This window comes from Corynebacterium sp. HMSC063A05 (genome assembly GCF_001809695.1).
Classification (GTDB): domain Bacteria; phylum Actinomycetota; class Actinomycetes; order Mycobacteriales; family Mycobacteriaceae; genus Corynebacterium; species Corynebacterium amycolatum.
The window spans coordinates 1-18,751 of sequence record NZ_KV798509.1; the positions used below are offsets into that span (position 1 = coordinate 1).

Consider the following 18,751-nt stretch of genomic DNA (forward strand, 5'->3'; position numbering starts at 1 on the left):
CCCGGAAAAGACACACTTTTCTTTACTTAACCCGACATGAGCGCAGGCAGAGCCAATACCGCGCGCATAAGTGCCCGAAAACCATCGACAAGTCGGGCAGACAAAAAGACCCGCACCTTATCGGTGCGGGTCTGCTTTGTGCGCCCGAAGGGATTCGAACCCCTAACCTTCTGATCCGTAGTCAGATGCTCTATCCGTTGAGCTACGGGCGCATTTTGTTGTTATTCAGCGGCTCTGGGGTAATTCCCTCGGCCCCTGCAACGAATAGATACTTTACTCATCCTGCGAAGTTTTACAAAATCGCCTGTTCAAGCAACCTTTTTGGGCGCTTATTCAAGTACATATTCGTTGCACATTAACAACAGGTTTCGTTGCGGTTACCCCGGTCTAACCGACCCCGAGGCCAGCACCGGCGCGGACCGGAGAAACCGAGGAACTACTCGCCGCGGACCCAGCGGACAGCGTTGCCGAAGATGTCCTGCTCACCAATGCCCGGAATGTTGCGCATCAGGCCCTCGCGGAAACGCTCCGGGTGGCCCATCTTGCCCAGGATCCTGCCGTCGGCACTGACAATGCCCTCAATGGCGTAGGAGGAACCGTTCGGGTTGGCTGGCGCTGCCATCGTCGGCACGCCCTCGGCACCACCGTCGGCATCGCCACCAGTATCGACGTACTGGAAAGCGACCTGACCGGCCTCAAACAGTCGGCGAGCCTCGTCCTCGGAAACCACGAAACGGCCCTCACCGTGAGAAACCGGCATGAGGTGGGTCTGGCCCGGCTCGAAACCGCGCAGCCACGGGGAATTCACGGTTGCCACGCGGGTGGTGGCGATGCGGGAAACGTGGCGCAGCTGGCGATTGTGGGCCAGGGTCGGCGAGTCCTCGCGGAGCTGCGCCGGGTCACCATACGGCAGGAAACCGGACTTGACCAGCGCCTGGAAACCGTTACAAATACCGAGCACGAGACCGTTTCCGGCCACGAACTCCTTGACGGCGGCTGCGACATCGTCGGAACGCAGGAACGCGGCGATGAACTTAGCCGATCCGTCCGGCTCATCACCCAGGGAGAAGCCACCGGAGAACGCCAGGATGTCAGCGTCCTTGAGCTTCTCGATGAACGCCTTCGTGTCCTCCGCCAGCATTGCCGGGGTCAGGTTGCGGATCACGTGGAACTCGTAGGTAGCGCCAGCCGCGACGAATGCTTCGGCCATGTCGTATTCGGAGTTGGTACCCGGGAAGACCGGCAGCAGCACGTGGACATCCTTCTTGCCCGGGCTCTGCAGGTCGGTCTCGGTTTCGTTGACCTGGTTGGCGAACTCCGGCAGGGCCTCACTCTCGTACTCATTGAGCGGGAAGACCTCACGGTAACCGGACTCCATCGCTTCCAGAGCCTCAGCGACCGTGAAGGACTCCGCACCGAAGCGCAGCGTGCCCGACTCGTCGGTGGCACCAATCTTCACGGCCCCCGCAACGCCCCCCGCACCAGCCCCCGCACCAGCACCCTCAACAGCCTGACCAGCCGGAACAGCCACAACGATGGAACCCAGCGGAGCCTCCGTCAGCGATACCTCAAGGCCCACGCCATTGCCCACAGCCATGTTGACCAGAGTCGCGGCCAGATCCGCGTTGGTAACAGCCGAGGCCGCAGCCGGACGCAGCTCACGCACAGCGGCAAATAGTTCGTTGAGCTGCTCGTAGTTCGGTTCCCCGGACTCGAGCGGCTTGTGCGCAAACAGGTAGAGGTCGAAGTTACCGGCCGGGATTGCAGCGGATATGGCGTCGGTCTCGTCCATCGCGGCAACTGCGAAGGTCACCAGTGTCGCCGGCACGTGCAGGTCCTCGCCGTAGGTGCCGGACATGGAGTCCTTACCGCCAATGGCCGCAACCTGGAAGCCGTCCTGAGCCTCCAGTAGGCCGAGCAGAGCCTGCGCAACCTCGCCCCAGCGCTGCGGATCCTGATCCAGGCGCTGGAAGTACTCCTGCACACTCAGCCAGGCACCGCGCGGATCGCCACCGGCCGCTGCGAGCTTAGCCAGTGCCTCCACGACGGAGTAGGAGCCCATGAGGTACGGGGACTCGTCGGCAAGCGATGGCGAGTAACCCCAAGTCATGACGGACGCGGTGCTCGTGCCGCCATCGACCGGCAGCGTCTGGATCGACGCCTGCTCGTCGGTTTTCTGCGTCGCACCACCGTATGGCATGAGCACGGTGGAGCGGCCGACGGTCGAGTCGAACTGCTCGATCATGCCCTCCTGGGAGCCCGCCGTCGCCGCACGCAGCGACTCCAGCACGCTCGCCGGTGCCTGCTTTACGACGCCGCCCTCCGCAGCAACCATCTCGACGTTCTGGGCGCGGTCAGCGCCGTTGGTGTCGATAAACTCACGGGAGAGGTCGAAGACAACCTCGTCGCCCATGAACATGCGCAGACGGCCGGTGTCAGTGATATCTGCCAGCGCGACTGCCTCGATGTTCTCTTCGGCAGCGGCGGCGATGATGAAGTCGGCGTCCTCCGGGCGCACGACCAGCGCCATGCGCTCCTGGGACTCGGAAATTGCAATCTCGCGAGCATTCAGACCGGCGTACTTCAGTGGCACGCGCTCGAGGTGAATGTCAATGGAGTCAGCCAGCTCACCGACCGCAACGGACACGCCACCAGCGCCGAAGTCATTACAGCGGACAATCTTGGTAGCGACATCCTCGCGGCGGAACAGGCGCTGAATCTTGCGCTCGTTGACCGGGTTACCCTTCTGCACCTCGGCGCCGGAGCGGCCCAGCGAGTCCTCATCGTGGGCCTTCGACGAGCCGGTCGCACCGCCGACACCGTCACGGCCGGTGCGGCCACCGAGCATGATCACCACATCGCCCGGCGCAGGCTCAAGGCGCTTGACGTTGTCTGCCGGGGCAGCGGCGACGACGGCACCGAGTTCCATTCGCTTAGCGACGTATCCCGGGTGGACCAGCTCGCGCACACCAGTGGTGGCCAGACCGATCTGGTTGCCGTAAGAGGAGTAGCCGGCTGCGGCACGAGAGGAAATATCGCGCTGTGGCAGCTTGCCCTCGAGGGTCTGCTCGCGCGGGGTGTTGATGTCACCTGCGCCGGACAGACGCATGGCCTGATAGACCCAGGAACGGCCTGACAGCGGGTCACGGATTGCGCCGCCGAGACAGGTGGAGGCGCCACCGAACGGCTCGATTTCGGTCGGGTGGTTGTGGGTCTCGTTCTTGAACATGAGCAGCCACTTGCGGTCATCGCCCTCGACGTCGACATAGACGGAGCAGGCGTTGATTTCCTCGGAAACTTCCTGGTCATCCATCACGCCCGTGCGACGCAGTTCGCGGCCCATGATGGTGCCCATGTCCATCAGGGTGCGTGGCTTGTGAGTGCGGCCGTTGAGTTCACGCAGCTCGTCGTAGCGACGCAGCGCGCGATCCAACTGCGCGGCAAAGCGCGGCTCGTTGTTCTCGATGGAGGTCAGCTCGGTGTTGAAGGTGGTGTGGCGGCAGTGGTCCGACCAGTAGGTATCCAGTGCGGACAGCTCCACCTCGGTCGGAGTGCGGCCCTCGGAGCGGAAGTAATCCTGGATGGTTTTCAGATCGGCCAGCGACATTGCCATGCCCTCGGCTGCGAGCAACTCGGCCAGGCCTTCGTCATCCAGCTCGGTGAAGCCCGGGTACTCCTTCAGCGGCTCAATCTCGCCCATGCTCGGACGGCGCAGGACGTTCAGGTTCTTCTCCCCCGACTCGACCGGGTTAATGAGGAAGGAGCGTACGGCGTCATTCACCGGAGCGTCGAAAACATACAGCGTTGCCGAGGTAATCTGCGCGCGGGTTTCCGGGCGGAGTAGACGCAGGGCCTGCTCGGCGGCATCGGCACGCTGGTCGTACTGGCCAGGAAGAGGCTCGACAGCAAGGTAGTTCCCCAGCTCGGCGGGGGTCGGGAGCTCGGCCAGCTCGTCGACACGCGAATCAGCAACTACCGACTCACGCAGCGCGACGAGGTCCTCCTCCGTCGCATCGAAAGCATCGTAGAGATAGTAGATTGCCACCTCACCGTCCTGGCCGATCGAGGACAGCAGCGTAGCTTCCTCATTGCGGAACTCGGGCTTACGGCGAACGGCTAGACGGGCGTCCATCAAGGCTCCTATCGAAATACGGGGAGGGCAACCGGGGTCTAAGTCTATTGCAACTGTTCAGGATAGGAAAATGTCCCCCGGTGTGCGAGGCGGCGCGGGGCGGAAGCCCCGATTGACCAAGTACAAGGCCAGGCTAATCGGATTCGGCCAGGCAAAGGCTGCGCGGGGGTGTTGGAGGTACGGCCGTGGCGGCTCAGGGAGGTGGTGAGTCGGGCGGCAGGTCCGGGTTGGTGCCTGTTGTTGCGCGTTGCTACCTGTTGCTGCGCGTTGCTGAGGCAAGGGAGCTGGTTCGTTGTCTTATCGATGCATAGTTCACCCATCGATTCGCTATAGCCTGGCCACAAGTGAACAGCGCATCGACAAGTGCACACGTAGCACCCACAGCGCGCGCATAAGTGGCGCAAAACCATCGACAGGTCACGAGAAACCATCGATAAGTGACCGAACCCTGGCCACAAGTGAAGGATCGCGCTGCCCCGCCCCGCAATGCCTCGGCTCGCGCTGCACTGCCAGGTAATAAAAACAAAAAGACCCGCACCTACAAGGTGCAGGTCTACATGGTGCGCCCGAAGGGATTCGAACCCCTAACCTTCTGATCCGTAGTCAGATGCTCTATCCGTTGAGCTACGGGCGCGTGTGGCGGAGGCGAGAGGATTCGAACCTCCGGCCCGTCGCAAGACAGGCAACTCCTTAGCAGGGAGCCCCATTCGGCCGCTCTGGCACGCCTCCAAAACCACTGGCATCGATCCCGCTTCAGCAAAGCTGTTCGCCATTGCGTTGGCAAGACCAAATAACCGCAGCCAATCCTACAGAACACAAGAATTGAAAAGCAAAACACCCGCGAAGCCACCGAATACGGCACCACAAATAGCGACCACACCTTGGGATTTTGCGGGGATTTTGTACTGCCCAATCCGGACCATGTTCTACAGTTAGGCCTATGACCAACGATGCATCTTCAGTTCAGCCCAAAACCCGTGCCGACCTCGAACAGGTTCCGGCCTATGTTCCGGGCAAGACTGTGCCCGGCGCGCTGAAGATTGCGTCCAATGAAATGACCCAACCGCCGCTACCCTCGGTGGTGGAGGCCATCTCGCAGACCATCTCTGACCCAACTACCAGTCCGAACCGCTACCCGGACATGGGCGCGGTTGACCTGCGCATTAAGCTCGGCGAACACCTGCGCCTGCCCATGGAGCAGGTCGCGGTCGGCTGCGGCTCCTCCGCTCTGTGCCTGCAGCTTGTGCAGGCCACCTGTGCGGATGGGGATGAGGTCGTGTTCCCGTGGCGCAGTTTCGAGGCCTACCCCATTCTCGCTCGCGTCGCCGGGGCTACTCCGGTGCCGGTGCCGCTGGATGCGCAGGGTCGCAATGACCTCTCAGCTATGGCTGCCGCTATCACCGACCGCACACGTCTGGTTTTCGTCTGTAACCCCAACAACCCAACGGGCACGACCGTCACTCGCGAGGCATTTGCGGAGTTTATGGCGCAGGTTCCGGGCGATGTTGTGGTTGCTCTCGACGAGGCCTACATCGAGCTGGTGGACGAGGCCACTCACGCCGCTACCCCGTTGGCTCATGAGCTGCTGGATACCTACCCCAACCTGGTTGGCTTGCGCACATTCTCCAAGGTCTACGGCCTGGCCGGGCTCCGCGTGGGCTACATGTTCGGTCCGGAGAAGCTTGTGGAGGCCGTGAATAAGGTCGCTATCCCCTTCTCCGTAAACACTCTTGCGCAGATCGCCGCGCTCACCTCGCTGGACGCACAGGAAGAGCTCACCGCCCGCATCGCCGAGGTCCGCGCACAGCGCGTCGCTGTCACCGAGGCCATCAACGCCGCCACCGGCCGCGAGACGGTGCTGCCGAACTCGCAGGCCAACTTCATTTGGATTGGTGAGGATCGGATTGCCGATCTCTCTTTGCTTGACGACGTCTCGGTGGCCACCACCACGGATCTCGGTGACTTCTTGGCGCAGCGCAACATTCTCATCCGCTGCTTTGCCGGCGAAGGTGCTCGCATCACCATCACTACCGAGGAAGAGACCTCGCAGCTGCTGGCTGCGCTAGGAATTGAGCACTAGCAGCTATCGCTCAGCTAGCAGGTGCCGGCGCGGCCAGTGGTTGCGCCACCACTGCGCTCAATCGCCTTTGCGATGCGGTCGAGCATCTGCTGGCCGGTCTCATAGGTGCCGTCGTCAGGCTGGGCTGCGATAGCGACACCAACGAAGGTGCCCGGCTTCTTGCCCGGCAGATAGCCGAACTGCCGCACAAGGTAGACGCCTTCATCATCGGGGCCCCAACCGCCCTTGAAGTGGGCACCGCGGATGCGTCCGAGGCCGTAGGACTGCTCGTCGGCAATCTGCCCCATGAGGTCAGCAACCTTTGGGCCCTCCTCGATGCACTGCAAATTGGCGCCGAAAACGGCTTGGTCGCGCAAATCCCACTGCGTCTGTCCGAAGACGGTGTATTGCGCGCGGATGCGGTCAGTGCCCATGACGGTGCGGGTGTCGTGGCCCTCTCGAAGGATTTTATTGGTGGTCTCGCCTGCGGTCGCGTCATCTCCCAGGGAGTACCACATGGACTCAGCCGCGTCGTTGTCGGAAACCGTGATTGCAGATTCCACCTGCGCGTCCACGCCCAATTGGCGCACATAAGCCACTGCGATTGGCACCTTGGAGGTAGACCAGGCCGGACCAGTTTTGAAATCCCCCGTGGAAACCACTTCGGAATCTTTATCCGGCGTTGCCAGAGCGGCGCCGGCCAAACCACCGAATTCCTTTTGCGCGGACTTCACGGCCTCGACAACTTCGCGAGGCATCTCACCGGGCACAACTTTCCCGCCGGAGGATGCGCCTCCGGGGCCGTCGTCAAGCGAATTGGACAGCGTCGGCGAGGGCATCGACGAGTCGGAGTTGGTGCCGATGGTGCAGGCGCTAAGACCGAGCGTGACGACGGCGGTTGCGGCCAGAGCTACTCGGAGACGTTTAGACAATGTGCACCGTCGCATTCGTACCGCCGGTGCAGGTGACAACCTCACCGTTATCGCGGCAGGTCATGGTGTAAGTCTTGCCAGTTGTTGGGCTGCTAGCGGTGACAGTACCGTTGAGCTTCTTCGTAAGTTGGTACTGCTCAACGAAGGAATTGCGCACGTTGGTGGCAAACGGGCAGGTTGTCGTGTTACCTCCGACATTTTCTGCATATACCAAGTTCAAATCACCCGAATCACCCGAGCCGGAGCAGTGGCGCCAACTCGATGGCGGCTGGAATCCCTCAGCGCGACGCTTCTTCTCAGCGGTCGACGACGTGGAGGAATCCTCAGTTCTAGCGGACTGAACCGACTGGGATGAGTTGCTGCCGGCTGAATTCACTCCCTTCGAATCGGAGAAGTAGAAGAAGGCCATTGCGCCGGCGAGGAGGGAAACCGCAACGAGCGCCAGGACAATAACCGCGATGGTCAGCCCCTTATTGTCATTGCTCGGTGCAGCAGCCGGCCCAGCTTGCGGGCCAGGGACATAGGGGGCGGGGCGGTACGGTTCAGGCTGCTGGGACTGTTGATACTGCTGCAGATACTGCGTTTGCCCCTCAGCCTGCTCCCACTGTGCCCCATCCACAGCGCTCCACGCATTTGCCGGCGTATCTGCAGAGGGCTGATCATCTGACGCGTCCGGATTTATGCTCCACTCACCGAACGAGTCGTCCGAGTGGTTGCTCCGATTCGTTGCCATTGTTCGACCTTTTCCCTCAATACCGTCCGCCAGTTTGACGCTGGGTTTGTATTACAGCAAGACCGAGCTTACCGGTTTTGGCAAATTGCCCGTATTGTTTCAGGCCACAACGGTTTCGGGTCCATGTCATGCAGCTTTTCCACCGAGTGCCCCGGGTTGAAGTGGATTTCAGTTCCTGTATTCAACGAACCGTCGGCAATCGCGTCGGCGCCCCCTTGGCGATGGTGTCATTGACCACCAGTTCCTGAGCATGTGCGATACTGCCGAATCCCGCACATGTCCGCGCATGTCATACCTGCGGCCGGAGAGAATGCAGCAATGCGCGCAATACCGCGGTTACGTACGGTACGACTATCCGTCGCTGACCCCACCACATACGCCAATTTTGAAGACAAATGAAGAAACCCCCCAGTAGAACAACTACCGAGGGTTTCCATCTGCGGAAGCAGGGGGATTTGAACCCCCGGAGGTGTGACCCTCGCTGGTTTTCAAGACCAGTGCATTCGGCCGCTCTGCCATACTTCCAACGACAACATCATAACCGCATACCGCCGTGAGGCAGCAAACGCCCTCATAACACCCCTTGCCAGCACCTTTCGCTAGTCTTCTCATCCCAAACCACACCCCAAGCATCCACCTCTACAGACATAACTATTTTTGCTAATTGCAAAAGAGCTTGAAATACCGCGTGCATAACCAGTTTTTGCATTACCTTTGAAGACTATGAAGGCAATCATTCAGACTGATCTTTCCAACCCCCGCGCCCTGGAATGGGCCGATGCTCCGGAACCGACTCTCGAGGATGGGCAGGTGCTGGTCAAGGTCAAGGCCGCTGGAGTAAACCGCGCTGACCTGCTGCAGGCCGCTGGCCACTACCCGCCACCGAAAGGCGTGACCGACACCCTCGGCCTGGAGTGCGCGGGTGTCATTGAAGAGGTCAAGGGCGACTCTCAGGGCTGGAAAGTCGGCGACGAGGTCTGCTGCCTTCTCTCCGGTGGCGCTTACGCCGAAAAGGTCGCAGTCCCGGCCGGCCAGATTCTCCCACTGCCACATGGCTACTCCTTCACCGAGGCCGCATCTATCGTCGAGGTTGCCTGCACGGTGTTCTCGAATGTCGTGATGATTGCCGGCCTAAAGGAAGGCGATCTACTACTGGTTCACGGTGGCGCGGGTGGCATCGGCACTTTCGCTATTCAGATGGCCAAGCAGCTGGGCGCTCGCGTCGCAGTCACCGCCGGGTCGGCGGAGAAGCTGGCTAAGTGCAAAGAGCTCGGCGCCGACATCCTCATCAATTACAAAGAAGAGGACTTCGAGGAAATCGTCACAGCTGAGGGCGGTGCCAATGTCATTCTGGACATCATGGGCGCAAAGTACCTCGACCGAAACGTCAAGGCCCTGGCGAAGGACGGCCACCTGGTCATCATCGGCATGCAGGGCGGCGTAAAGGGCGAGCTCAACATCGGCCGCCTGCTGAGCAAGCGCGGCTCCATTACCGCCACCGGCCTGCGCTACCGCGATCTAGCTGACAAGGCTCGCATCGTCAACGCCACAGAGGACACCATCTGGCCAATGCTTGCCGACGGCACCGTCACCCCTCAAATTCATGAGGTCATGGATATGCGCGACGCGGCCAAGGCCCACGAACTGCTCGACAGTGGCGCGGTCAGCGGCAAGATTGTGCTGACCGTCTAGTTAGCTGACCGCCTAGTTAACCGAGCGAGGCAACTGCGCGCACAAGCTGGTCAATGTCGTGCGGTGTATTGAACGGCTGGAGGCCGACTCTCACGGCACCTCCAGCCTCAGCGATGCCCATGGCCTCCAGCAGTGGCGATTCGTATGCATCAACAATGCTGGTCACCAGGCCATTATCCAGCAGCCTATCCACGACCACCTTCGCCGACACCCCATCGACGAGGAAGCTAACGCGCGGAATGTGCTGTGCTCGCGACACACTCGCGAAAGAATCATCTTCGGTATCCATGCCGATGATGTACACCCGCGGCAGGGTCATCAGCGCCGCAATCAGGCGCTCCGACAACGTCGTCAAGTAGCGAGAAACCTGCGGCATCGCCGTTTCAATGCGGTGCCTACGCGACCCCCTCGCCGTGCTATCCAGCGATGCCAGGTGCAGCACCGATTCCGACACCCCACCGAGCAGTGCCGGCGACACCGGGGAAACCTCAATCCGCTCGACGCCGCGCGCATTCGGCACATAGCTTAACGACGTCATGCGCTCGAACATCTCGGGATCCTTGAACACCAAAGCTGCGACCTCAGGCCCGCCCAGCACGGAGGCGTCAACCAGCATGATGTCGGCGCCCAGCTTGCTCATCGACACGTCGCGGTAGGCAACAATATCCGAGACATCGACCAACACCCAGGCGTTGGAGTGCTCAGGCACCCGCCGAGAAATGTCAGCTACCGGCGCAATGGTGCCAACGAATGGATCCGCGGCCGGGACGACAACAAGGCGAGTGCCCTCGTCTACAAGTTCGTCGAACTGCCAGGAGGGCAACGTACCCGAGGACAAGTCAGCCTCAGCAATGCGGACTTGAGCCCCGTAGAGATTGGCTGCCCGGCGTAGTGGTGCGTGTACGACCTGCGAACCGATGCGAGAAATCACCAGGTTAGAGCCGAGCGTCAAGCGTCGACTCATTGCGGAGGTGAACTGCTCCATGAGCACCTCACGCGAAGAACCCAACACCACACCGGCGACCGGACCGCCAGTGAGGTCTGCAAAAGCCCGGCGCGCACTGGCGGTTAGTTCCGCTGCAGCGGGCACCCCCGAGCTGCGCGACTGGCCATGAGCCCCCGCCCCAGTCTCACCTGGAAGGGACTTCTGCGCATTGCGAAATGCAGAAATCATCGCAGCCTGAACACGTTCGGGCACCTGGGTGCGTTGACCCGCATTGAGGTATGTCCACCCGTCGGAAAGCGACGAGTAAGCACCCCTGGTTGTAGGCACATCGAAGGCCATGAAAACCCTTTCCCGGTTTTGAATTCAAGCTGCGATATCTATTTCAGAATTAACCGTGCAATCACCCACGAATCGAGTGTCCATGCCTCGAACCGTGTATCGCTTGCACATCTTAGTTGGAGCCAATTCTATCGAAGCAACCCCCTATAGGATAATCTTTATCCCTTTTTAGTAGTTGCTTAAAATTGGCTGAACTTTTCCTGCCTGTAGCCATGCGCAAGCACTCCCGATGCGTGAATCATATGCACCAGCCGCAGACCATAAAGCAGTTACAGCGGCGATTGTATGTAAGTTTTCCAGAGTCACATAACCAATCACATAACCAGTTGTGAAACCAGCCTCAGAAGCACCACGTAACCACCAATGACAACCATCCCACGCGACCGTCGTTCGCCGTCATGACGTGGAATAATGGCTCGCCCGGCGCTGTCGGTATTCAATCTAATCCGCCCTTGCTAGTAGTTTGGAGACGTGACTAACGCAGAAAATGATTGCCAATCCGCAGACGCAGCCGACCAGTCTGCCGATACTGTGCGCAATGGCTCCGCTCTCCGCACGGAGGAAACCCTCCGCCGCGACATTGCGCGAATGGTTGACGCAACGGGTGAGGCACCGGCTTTCAAGTCGCGTTCCCGTACCATGGGCGCTGCCTGGCGGGATCTGGCTACCGGCTTTGGCCAGCGCGAACTGTGGCTGCAACTGGGCTGGCAGGACATCAAGCAGCGGTACCGTCGCTCCACGCTTGGCCCGCTGTGGATCACCATTGCCACCGGCGCAATGGCCCTGGCTCTCGGCCTGCTGTACTCGCTGCTGTTCCAGCAGGACCTGGCGTTCTTCCTGCCGCACGTGACCGTTGGTCTGATTATCTGGGGCTTCATCTCCGGCTGCGTGCGCGAGGGCGCAACCGTCTTCATTGAAAATGAAGGCCTCATCAAACAGTTGCCCAGTGCGCTGAGTGTTCACGTCTACAGGCTGGTGTGGCGTCAGTTGCTTTTCCTGGCCCACAACATGGTGATCTGGCTGATTCTCGTGCTGGTCTTCCGTCCGGATTTGGGCTGGAACTTCTTCCTGGTCATCCCCGCGATGGCGCTGCTGGTGGTCAACGGTGTGTGGGTGACGATGTTCTTCGGCATCATCGCTACGCGCTACCGCGACGTGGCACCACTGCTGGATTCCCTAATTCAGCTGGTGTTTTACATGACTCCGATTGTGTGGACCACCAAGACACTGGAGGAACAGGGCGGTGCCGTCGCCGAACGCGCACGCATCGCAGAGATCAATCCCCTGTTCCACTACCTGGAAATCATCCGCGCCCCACTGACCGGCCAGCCGGTGGATACCTACCACTGGTGGGTCGTCCTTGCCTGCACCGCAGTTGGCCTGCTGCTGGCACTCGGGGCCATGCGCCTGTGGCGCTCCCGCGTGAGCTACTGGGTTTAGGCCGCAAAGGCCGTCGTAAAGCGAATAGAACTAGCAAGGGATAAGCATGGTCAGCATTGATACTTACAACGCGTGCGTTGACTTCCCCATTTTCGACGCCAAATCGCGGTCGATGAAGAAGGCGTTCCTCGGCGCCGCGGGTGGTGCGATTGGCCGCAATGACTCCAATGTCGTGGTCATTGAGGCGCTGAAGGACATCAACATCCATCTGCGTGAGGGCGACCGCGTCGGCTTGGTAGGCCACAACGGAGCGGGTAAGTCCACGCTGCTGCGACTACTGTCGGGAATCTATGAGCCCACGCGCGGTGCCGCCGATGTGCGCGGGCGTGTGGCTCCGGTGTTCGACCTCGGTGTCGGCATGGACCCGGAGATCTCCGGCCTGGAAAACATCATCATCCGTGGCCTGTTCCTGGGGCAGACGCGCAAGCAGATGAAATCCAAGCTCGACGAAATCGCAGAATTCACCGAACTCGGCGATTACCTGCACATGCCCTTGCGCACTTACTCCACCGGTATGCGCGTGCGTCTGGCGCTCGGTGTGGTCACGTCCATTGAGCCGGAGATTCTGCTTCTCGACGAAGGCATCGGAGCCGTCGACGCCGCATTCATGGCGAAGGCCCGAACGAAGTTGACCGAATTGGTCGACCGCTCCGGTCTGCTGGTGTTTGCGTCGCACTCGAATGAATTCCTGGCGCAGCTGTGTGACACGGCACTGTGGATTGATCACGGTACGGTTCGACAGGCAGGGCTTGTCGACGAAGTGGTCGAAGCCTACGAAGGTAAAGAGGCCGCCGACCAGGTGCGCAACGTGCTCGCGCAGCGCAGGTAGCAGCTTCGCGGGGAGCTGGGCGCGGGTCCATAGTGGCCAAGCGGGCGGCTCGCGAGCAGATTGCGGGCGGAGCGGGTGGTTGGCGAATTGCTCACCCGGAGCAACATGGCAAGATAGACAGCAATAAAAACAGTAATAAACGGTACGTCCCCGATGGAGAACGAAGTGAGCGAAAACTCGGCTGACCACCCAAAGCACGATGAGGCAGCAACGGCCGCAATCGTGGTGACTCACAACCGCATCGAGGACCTGCGTCAATCGCTTCCCATCGTTGCCAGCCAGACCCACATGCCGAAATGGCTCATCATCGTCGACAACGGCAACGACCCGAAGGTCAAGGAGCTCGCTGAGCAGGTGGCGGCGCAGCAGTCGTCGGAAAGCGGATCGGCGCCGGAAATTCACTACCTCGGCTCCAAGACGAACCTGGGCGGCGCTGGTGGTTTCGCACTGGGCATGCTGACTGCGCTGTCGCTGGGCGCGGAGTGGATTTGGTGCGCCGATGATGACGGGCGCCCGGAGGACTCCTACGTGCTGAAGGCGCTGCACAGCTGCGCGCGACGTCACCAGCTCGACGCTGTCTCGCCGGTGGTCTGCGACATTAAGGCCCCGAACAAGCTGGCATTCCCCCTGCGCCGCGGGCTGGTGTGGCGCCGTCATCGCGAAGAGCTTTTCGAAAGCGGCATCAACCCCAAACTCCCGGAAGTACGCGACTCCGAGGGCACGAAGTGGTTCACCAACTTCGCAGATCAGAAGGCTGCGACCGGGCTCGAACTGCCTAGCGACCTCGAGACCATCGACGGCAACCACGACCTCCTGCCCGGCATCGCATCCCTGTTCAACGGCGCGCTGTTTAGCGCCCGCTCGCTGGAACAGCTCGGCGTTCCCGACTACCGCCTATTCATCCGCGGCGACGAGGTCGAATTCCACCGCCGCCTGGTCCGCTCCGGCCTCCGGTTCGGCACATGCTTGACGACGGCCTACCTGCACCCCTCCGGCTCGGGTGAATTTGTGCCCATTCTCGGCGGCAAGATGCACACGCAGTACCCGACCAATGACTTCAAGCGCTACTTCACCTACCGCAACCGCGGCTACCTGATGAGCCAGCCCGGCATGCGCAAGCTCATGCCACAGGAGTTCCTGCGCTTCGGCTGGTTCTTCCTGGTCCAGCGTCGCGATGTCCGCGGCTTCTACCGCTGGTTCAAGCTTTTGAAGCAGGGGCGCGCAGAGAACTTCGAGCGCTTCGATCCGAAGTCGAAGTAGTTCGGGCTGGGGCGCTGGGGAGGGCGCTGGGGCTGCTTGCTGGGGGGCTGGCTGGCGTTGCGGCGCTGGGGCTGGTGGGGCCGAGGTTGCGCTGGCCTGCATATTTGACCTCGCCCGGGTCATCTAGTCCGCATTTCGAGTGCTCAGCTCGCAAAAGCGTTACCTAACCCCTGGTTCCCTTCTACTCCACTGACATATCGATGAGGTATTCACTCATCGATGCGCTACAGCCTGCGCATAAGTGAATAGTCCTACGATAAGTGCGCGGGCCAGGACAACAGCGTGGCCATAAGTCCTGAAATGTCATCGACAAGTGGCGGGAAGTTGGCCATAAGTGAGCACGACGGCCAAAAAGCGTCGATGAGTCTTGAAAACCGTCGATGAGTGAAGTGAAACTGGCTATAAGTCGCTGGAAATCCGAGCCAGCCCGCTCGAAATCGTTCCAAGTCCGGTCAGCACAATTGCGACAGGTCAGCAACTGAACCTAGCTGGAGTCGCGAGAGGTCGGTGCATTTTCCAGAAGCTGCAAACGCTGCTTACGCTGCTGGATTCTGGACTCACGGAGCTGCCGATCTTTATACGGGACAGTGGCTTGACGAAAACGCCCAACTTCGGACGAAAATACCAACCCACCTGCCTGAATGCGCTGCCTCTGCCGAATAGCGAACTGTCGCAAGACCTCCACGCAGTCCCCATTAATGACCTGTGAGCATTGGAAGCGGAGTACATCTAAGTGGAGGTTCCTCAGACGCTTCTCACGAGCTTGCTCCTCCAGAAGTACAGTCTCCGTAGCCGCTACCCCACCACCGGAATACTTAGTCAGCCCATCGAACTCAATGATCAAATTCAGATGAGGCACATAGAAATCGACGCGCCCAATGAATCCTTCACTGTCATAGAACTCGACTTGCTGCATGAGCACGCATTTTTCGTCGTAAAGCGTGGCAATTCCTGAGTCGATTATGCATTTCTTTGTGATTGACTCACCGATGGTTTCGCTGTGTTCACTGGCAGTTCCGAGTAGCTCACGGGCACGACGGGTTCCCGGCGAGCGTGGGTAATTTGTGAGGACCGTATGCAATTCTTCGAGCTCACACCACTGCCGTAGTGCGGTGTCAACGATGATTGGCCCGTTTTCGGACTCGGCGGAGCGGCAGATATCGATGACGGTTTTCGGCACATCGGTAACGTAGCGCCCACCAATGCGAACGATGTCTTGTTCGAGAATCTTGCCACCGACATGGCGCAATCCGCCGCCGGGTCGGCGCAGGCCGGAATTGGCAAGCGCGATTGTGGCATTTCGAACAAGCAACGGGATGCCATGCAGCGCAGCGGCTGCTTCGCCTGTGATAACTGTCCCGGAGCCCGGTTTGACCAGTGCCTTTATCTGCAGTTGAAAACGTTCGAATGCTGACAAAGCATTCCAGCGAGAGCAATCAATGTAGGTGCCATACGCCAGCCTGAGCAGGGATTTATCTCGAATATTTGTGCTTTCGACGTGCCCGTGCAGATTATCCAGCTCTGACTTGGCACTGACATATTCACAAGGATGCTTGATTTGCTTCTGCGCAGCGGCCTGAATAAGGCCATCGGAATCGTAAGTCCAGGTAGGCATTGGTTTGGACACACTCCCCGAGGTCGGCTACAGGCATTCACACATTGGAATTAGTGCCTTCATTTATGGCCGACTCCGTGAAAATTGGCAGCAGAAAAGCCGCCGAATTGCCCTTATCTGTGGACAATTTGGCGACTGTGGATAACTGCGTAGAAGCTAATTCAGGCTAATTCCGCGGCGCATTCTCGAGGACGATTCCAGAAGGAACTCCCGGGTCAGATGGCCAGTAGTATTCGTCATCGGCGAAGGTAATTGTTGTGCGCTCACCATCGTTGTGCAGAGCGGGATTAATCACGGCTGTCTTAATCTCGCGCGTATCCGGCCCGCCTTGCCCAGATAGCTTCGCCGTTACCTCGGTCGGTTGATCCAAAACCAAGATGGCATAGGGGCCTTTATCCTGCGCACCAGGATTTGGGTCCTGTCGCTGCTCATAGGCAAGAACCTCCGCTCTGGTCTGAAACACTTTCACGGTTCCCGTGAGCGAATTGGCTCCAGACGTTGTCGCCGAAGAATCCGAGTCCGAAGTCCCGGACGCTCGCGAATGAGACCCCGAATCAGACCCAGACCCCGAGGCCTGCTGCCCCGACGTCGGATTCGGGCCACCATCGTCCCCAACACTGCCGCCAGCACCGTTGTCATCAGCAGCCACGGCATTGCTTTCGCTTGACGACGACACACTGCCCTCGGCAACCCCCGCACCACTATTTCGATCCCTGGAGACCTGGAGGGAAAGGAACAGCGCCAACCCCAGGACAATTAGGACCAACAACACCAATATGGCGATGAGCTGTTTGCGCGTCTTGTCACCTGGGTTAGACGTGGGCGAAGGCATAGTCATGACCGTAAAGCTACTCGCCTTGGAAGAACTTTTCCCAGTTGTCTTCGCTGGTCAAAGATGGCACGGCAGCACGCCACTGCTTCGCCAGGTCGTCCCACTTGGAGGACAGTTCGCGCATGAGGCTGATGGTCTCGGCACGCATGGACTTTTCCTTATCCAGGTCGCGGACCAGGTGACGCACACCGTTCTGGGAAGCATCGGTGACCCAGACATCGTCGAAGGTGGAAATGTGCCACCAGAAGGCGTCCTCGAAGGCCACAGCCACCGGACCCGGGCGCTTCTTGCCCATCTGGGTGTACGCAAGCCGCTTTGCCATCGTCTTGTTTTCGCTGGAGATTTCGTGTGCCGGTGGGCGAACCGGAGTCAGACCACCCGGCATCTCGTGCATCGGCAGCAGCTCGGTCTCCGGGAAGTTCTTTCGACCAGCAGAAATGCGTGCGAAGTCGCCCTGCGATGCGTTCTTCAGCACCTCCGGGCCACGCAGCAGGTCACGAACAGCTTCCATCTGCGTCCAGGCCAGGCCGTAGCGCATAGAGACCAGGTTCGAGAGGATTCGTCGTGAAGCGACGTTGACCATGTCCTTCGCGGTGACGTCGCCGTGCATGGTGGCGGCGATGAGGGAGTTGCGCAGGCCGAAGTACTGGGCGGCGTTTTCGATGTCCTTCCAGTAGAAATCGGCGTGCCAGACGGCTGCGCCCGGAATGGTGTCGGTCGGGTAACCGGCCTTGGCAGCACGGAAACCGTAGTCGATGTCGTCGTACTGGAAGAACAGCGGCAGCGCCAGGCCAATCTTTTTAATGACCTCGGACGGCACCAGGCAGGTCCACCAGGCGTTGTAGTCAACACCCAGGCGACGCAGCTGGTGGTACTTGCGCACGTCCACGTCGGCGTAACCGAACTTGGGGTCGTTCTCCTCGACGGTCAGCGCCTTCCAGTTGTAGGTCTCGCCGGTGCGGAAGAGACTGGTCGGGTTGAACAGGAAGAGCATCTGCGCGCCGAGCAGCATCGGCTTTTCCGCGCACACGGCCAGAGCGGATAGGCGCAGGGTGGTTTCGGGTTCGGGCCGGATGTCGTCGTCGGTAAGCAGCACCATGCAGTCGCCCGCAGCGGTGGCATCGCGCATGCCGCGGGAGAAACCGCCGGCGCCGCCGAGGTTCGGCTGGTGGACGACGTTCAGGCGCTCGCCGAGGATCTCCTTGGCCCAGATGAAGTCAGCTTCGTCGGCTGGGTGCTGTTCGCCCTGGTCAACGACACGGATGGTGCGAACGCGCTCAAGGGCTGGCAGGTCCTCAGCCAGCGTGGCGACGGTTCGAGCACAGTCAACCGGTCGGTTGTAAGAACAAATGACCAGGTCAGTCGGAATATCACGCTTGATAGCCGACTTGGGCACAACATAGCGGACATCGGAAATCTTTGCGCCTGCGTCCTCGGTGTCGAAGCGCAGGTGAATGGCACCGCCATCGGCGAAGCGGTCCAGCGGGACGGTCAGGCGCACCTCTTCATTGGCAGAACCCGACATCGGCGAGTGTTCACCGGTCCAGTTGCCGTCGGCATCCGAGCCGCCCGCTGCCCAGGAGTCCTCCAAGCGGAGGTGGCCCCCAATATCCTCGGTGTAGGCCAGCACACGCGCGGAACCGACCACGCGCGCGCGGATTTCGACCTGCTTAATTGAGGTCCAGCGCTGCCAGTAAGAGGCTCTGAAGCGACCGAAGTAGGTGTCAGTGCGCACTACGGTGTGGCGACCGAGCGTGATCGAGTTACGGGTGGCCTGCACCGAGCTGTCGTAGGCGCCAACGCCTTCGACTCGGTAGTACAAATCCGGCTCCACCCAGTCTGCGGGCGGAGCAAACAGCACGCGCTGAATAGTCAGCATGTCAACATCGGTTTCGGCGGTCAGCTGAGTGGATTCCTTATTAGAAGCAGTCGAAGTCACGTC

General features: G+C 60.2%; 12 protein-coding genes and 4 tRNA genes. 5 read left to right on the forward strand and 11 right to left on the reverse strand.

The annotated features are described in order from the left end of the window. Positions 1–139 precede the first annotated feature (139 nt). From HMPREF2651_RS08330 to HMPREF2651_RS08345, 4 genes are all read right to left on the reverse strand, one after another. A tRNA-Arg gene (locus tag HMPREF2651_RS08330) sits at positions 140–212 on the reverse strand. Positions 213–436: 224 nt separating this feature from the next. Further along, positions 437–4,132 carry a phosphoribosylformylglycinamidine synthase gene (locus HMPREF2651_RS08335; protein ID WP_049180802.1) on the reverse strand — a complete coding sequence of 1,232 codons (3,696 nt, stop codon included), beginning with the start codon at positions 4,130–4,132 and terminating at the stop codon, positions 437–439. 558 nt (positions 4,133–4,690) lie between these two features. Continuing rightward, positions 4,691–4,766 (reverse strand) — tRNA-Arg (locus HMPREF2651_RS08340). 3 nt (positions 4,767–4,769) lie between these two features. Beyond that, a tRNA-Ser gene (locus HMPREF2651_RS08345) sits at positions 4,770–4,861 on the reverse strand. 211 nt (positions 4,862–5,072) lie between these two features. Between HMPREF2651_RS08345 and HMPREF2651_RS08350 the strand changes: the two genes are divergently transcribed. Then, positions 5,073–6,212, forward strand: coding sequence for a histidinol-phosphate transaminase (locus HMPREF2651_RS08350; protein WP_038627297.1), 1,140 nt, complete (start codon positions 5,073–5,075; stop codon positions 6,210–6,212). 14 nt (positions 6,213–6,226) lie between these two features. Here HMPREF2651_RS08350 and HMPREF2651_RS08355 read toward each other — a convergent pair whose 3' ends face one another. The 3 genes from HMPREF2651_RS08355 to HMPREF2651_RS08365 all read right to left on the reverse strand — a co-directional run bounded on the left by HMPREF2651_RS08355 (position 6,227) and on the right by HMPREF2651_RS08365 (position 8,381). Beyond that, entirely contained in the window at positions 6,227–7,123 is an 897-nt protein-coding gene (locus HMPREF2651_RS08355; protein WP_038627288.1) for a hypothetical protein, read from the reverse strand. Then, positions 7,116–7,856 (reverse strand): hypothetical protein, encoded by a 741-nt coding sequence (locus HMPREF2651_RS08360; protein ID WP_038627286.1) that lies wholly within the window; start codon positions 7,854–7,856, stop codon positions 7,116–7,118. Before HMPREF2651_RS08360 ends, HMPREF2651_RS08355 begins: the two co-directional genes overlap by 8 nt. Positions 7,857–8,296: 440 nt before the next feature. After that, positions 8,297–8,381 (reverse strand) — tRNA-Ser (locus HMPREF2651_RS08365). A gap of 198 nt (positions 8,382–8,579) precedes the next feature. On the opposite strand from HMPREF2651_RS08365, the gene HMPREF2651_RS08370 reads away from it, so the two are divergent. After that, the gene (locus HMPREF2651_RS08370; RefSeq protein ID WP_038627285.1) at positions 8,580–9,548 is read left to right on the forward strand and encodes an NAD(P)H-quinone oxidoreductase; all 969 of its coding nucleotides are present in this window, start codon (positions 8,580–8,582) and stop codon (positions 9,546–9,548) included. A 16-nt stretch (positions 9,549–9,564) separates the two neighbouring features. Here the strand turns inward: HMPREF2651_RS08370 and HMPREF2651_RS08375 are convergent, their stop codons facing one another. Continuing rightward, positions 9,565–10,833, reverse strand: coding sequence for an aminotransferase class V-fold PLP-dependent enzyme (locus HMPREF2651_RS08375; protein WP_070586025.1), 1,269 nt, complete (start codon positions 10,831–10,833; stop codon positions 9,565–9,567). Positions 10,834–11,304: 471 nt separating this feature from the next. Between HMPREF2651_RS08375 and HMPREF2651_RS08380 the strand changes: the two genes are divergently transcribed. From HMPREF2651_RS08380 to HMPREF2651_RS08390, 3 genes are all read left to right on the forward strand, one after another. Then, entirely contained in the window at positions 11,305–12,273 is a 969-nt protein-coding gene (locus HMPREF2651_RS08380; RefSeq protein ID WP_038627281.1) for a galactan export ABC transporter permease subunit Wzm/RfbD, read from the forward strand. Positions 12,274–12,319: 46 nt separating this feature from the next. Beyond that, positions 12,320–13,102: a galactan export ABC transporter ATP-binding subunit Wzt/RfbE gene (locus HMPREF2651_RS08385; RefSeq protein ID WP_038627279.1), complete on the forward strand. Its 783-nt coding sequence runs from the start codon at positions 12,320–12,322 to the stop codon at positions 13,100–13,102. Between the two features lie 153 nt (positions 13,103–13,255). Further along, positions 13,256–14,362: a glycosyltransferase gene (locus HMPREF2651_RS08390; protein WP_049181268.1), complete on the forward strand. Its 1,107-nt coding sequence runs from the start codon at positions 13,256–13,258 to the stop codon at positions 14,360–14,362. Positions 14,363–14,846: 484 nt separating this feature from the next. Here HMPREF2651_RS08390 and HMPREF2651_RS08395 read toward each other — a convergent pair whose 3' ends face one another. From HMPREF2651_RS08395 to HMPREF2651_RS08405, 3 genes are all read right to left on the reverse strand, one after another. Continuing rightward, the gene (locus tag HMPREF2651_RS08395) at positions 14,847–15,977 is read right to left on the reverse strand and encodes a PDDEXK family nuclease (RefSeq protein ID WP_070586026.1); all 1,131 of its coding nucleotides are present in this window, start codon (positions 15,975–15,977) and stop codon (positions 14,847–14,849) included. Positions 15,978–16,143: 166 nt separating this feature from the next. Next, the gene (locus tag HMPREF2651_RS08400) at positions 16,144–16,809 is read right to left on the reverse strand and encodes a hypothetical protein (protein ID WP_141737462.1); all 666 of its coding nucleotides are present in this window, start codon (positions 16,807–16,809) and stop codon (positions 16,144–16,146) included. 16 nt (positions 16,810–16,825) lie between these two features. Beyond that, complete coding sequence (locus HMPREF2651_RS08405) at positions 16,826–18,748, reverse strand: glycosyltransferase (RefSeq protein WP_049181267.1); 1,923 nt, start codon at positions 18,746–18,748, stop codon at positions 16,826–16,828. Between the last annotated feature and the right edge of the window lie 3 nt (positions 18,749–18,751).

What these genes read in the sequence shown, in the direction of transcription:
- HMPREF2651_RS08350 (WP_038627297.1), top strand. Translation starts at nt 5,073, where the DNA reads ATGACCAACGATGCATCTTCAGTTCAGCCCAAAACCCGTGCCGACCTC.
- HMPREF2651_RS08360 (WP_038627286.1), bottom strand. Translation starts at nt 7,856, where the DNA reads ATGGCAACGAATCGGAGCAACCACTCGGACGACTCGTTCGGTGAGTGG.
- HMPREF2651_RS08390 (WP_049181268.1), top strand. Translation starts at nt 13,256, where the DNA reads ATGGAGAACGAAGTGAGCGAAAACTCGGCTGACCACCCAAAGCACGAT.
- HMPREF2651_RS08385 (WP_038627279.1), top strand. Translation starts at nt 12,320, where the DNA reads ATGGTCAGCATTGATACTTACAACGCGTGCGTTGACTTCCCCATTTTC.
- HMPREF2651_RS08395 (WP_070586026.1), bottom strand. Translation starts at nt 15,977, where the DNA reads ATGCCTACCTGGACTTACGATTCCGATGGCCTTATTCAGGCCGCTGCG.
- HMPREF2651_RS08370 (WP_038627285.1), top strand. Translation starts at nt 8,580, where the DNA reads ATGAAGGCAATCATTCAGACTGATCTTTCCAACCCCCGCGCCCTGGAA.
- HMPREF2651_RS08375 (WP_070586025.1), bottom strand. Translation starts at nt 10,833, where the DNA reads ATGGCCTTCGATGTGCCTACAACCAGGGGTGCTTACTCGTCGCTTTCC.
- HMPREF2651_RS08335 (WP_049180802.1), bottom strand. Translation starts at nt 4,132, where the DNA reads ATGGACGCCCGTCTAGCCGTTCGCCGTAAGCCCGAGTTCCGCAATGAG.
- HMPREF2651_RS08400 (WP_141737462.1), bottom strand. Translation starts at nt 16,809, where the DNA reads ATGCCTTCGCCCACGTCTAACCCAGGTGACAAGACGCGCAAACAGCTC.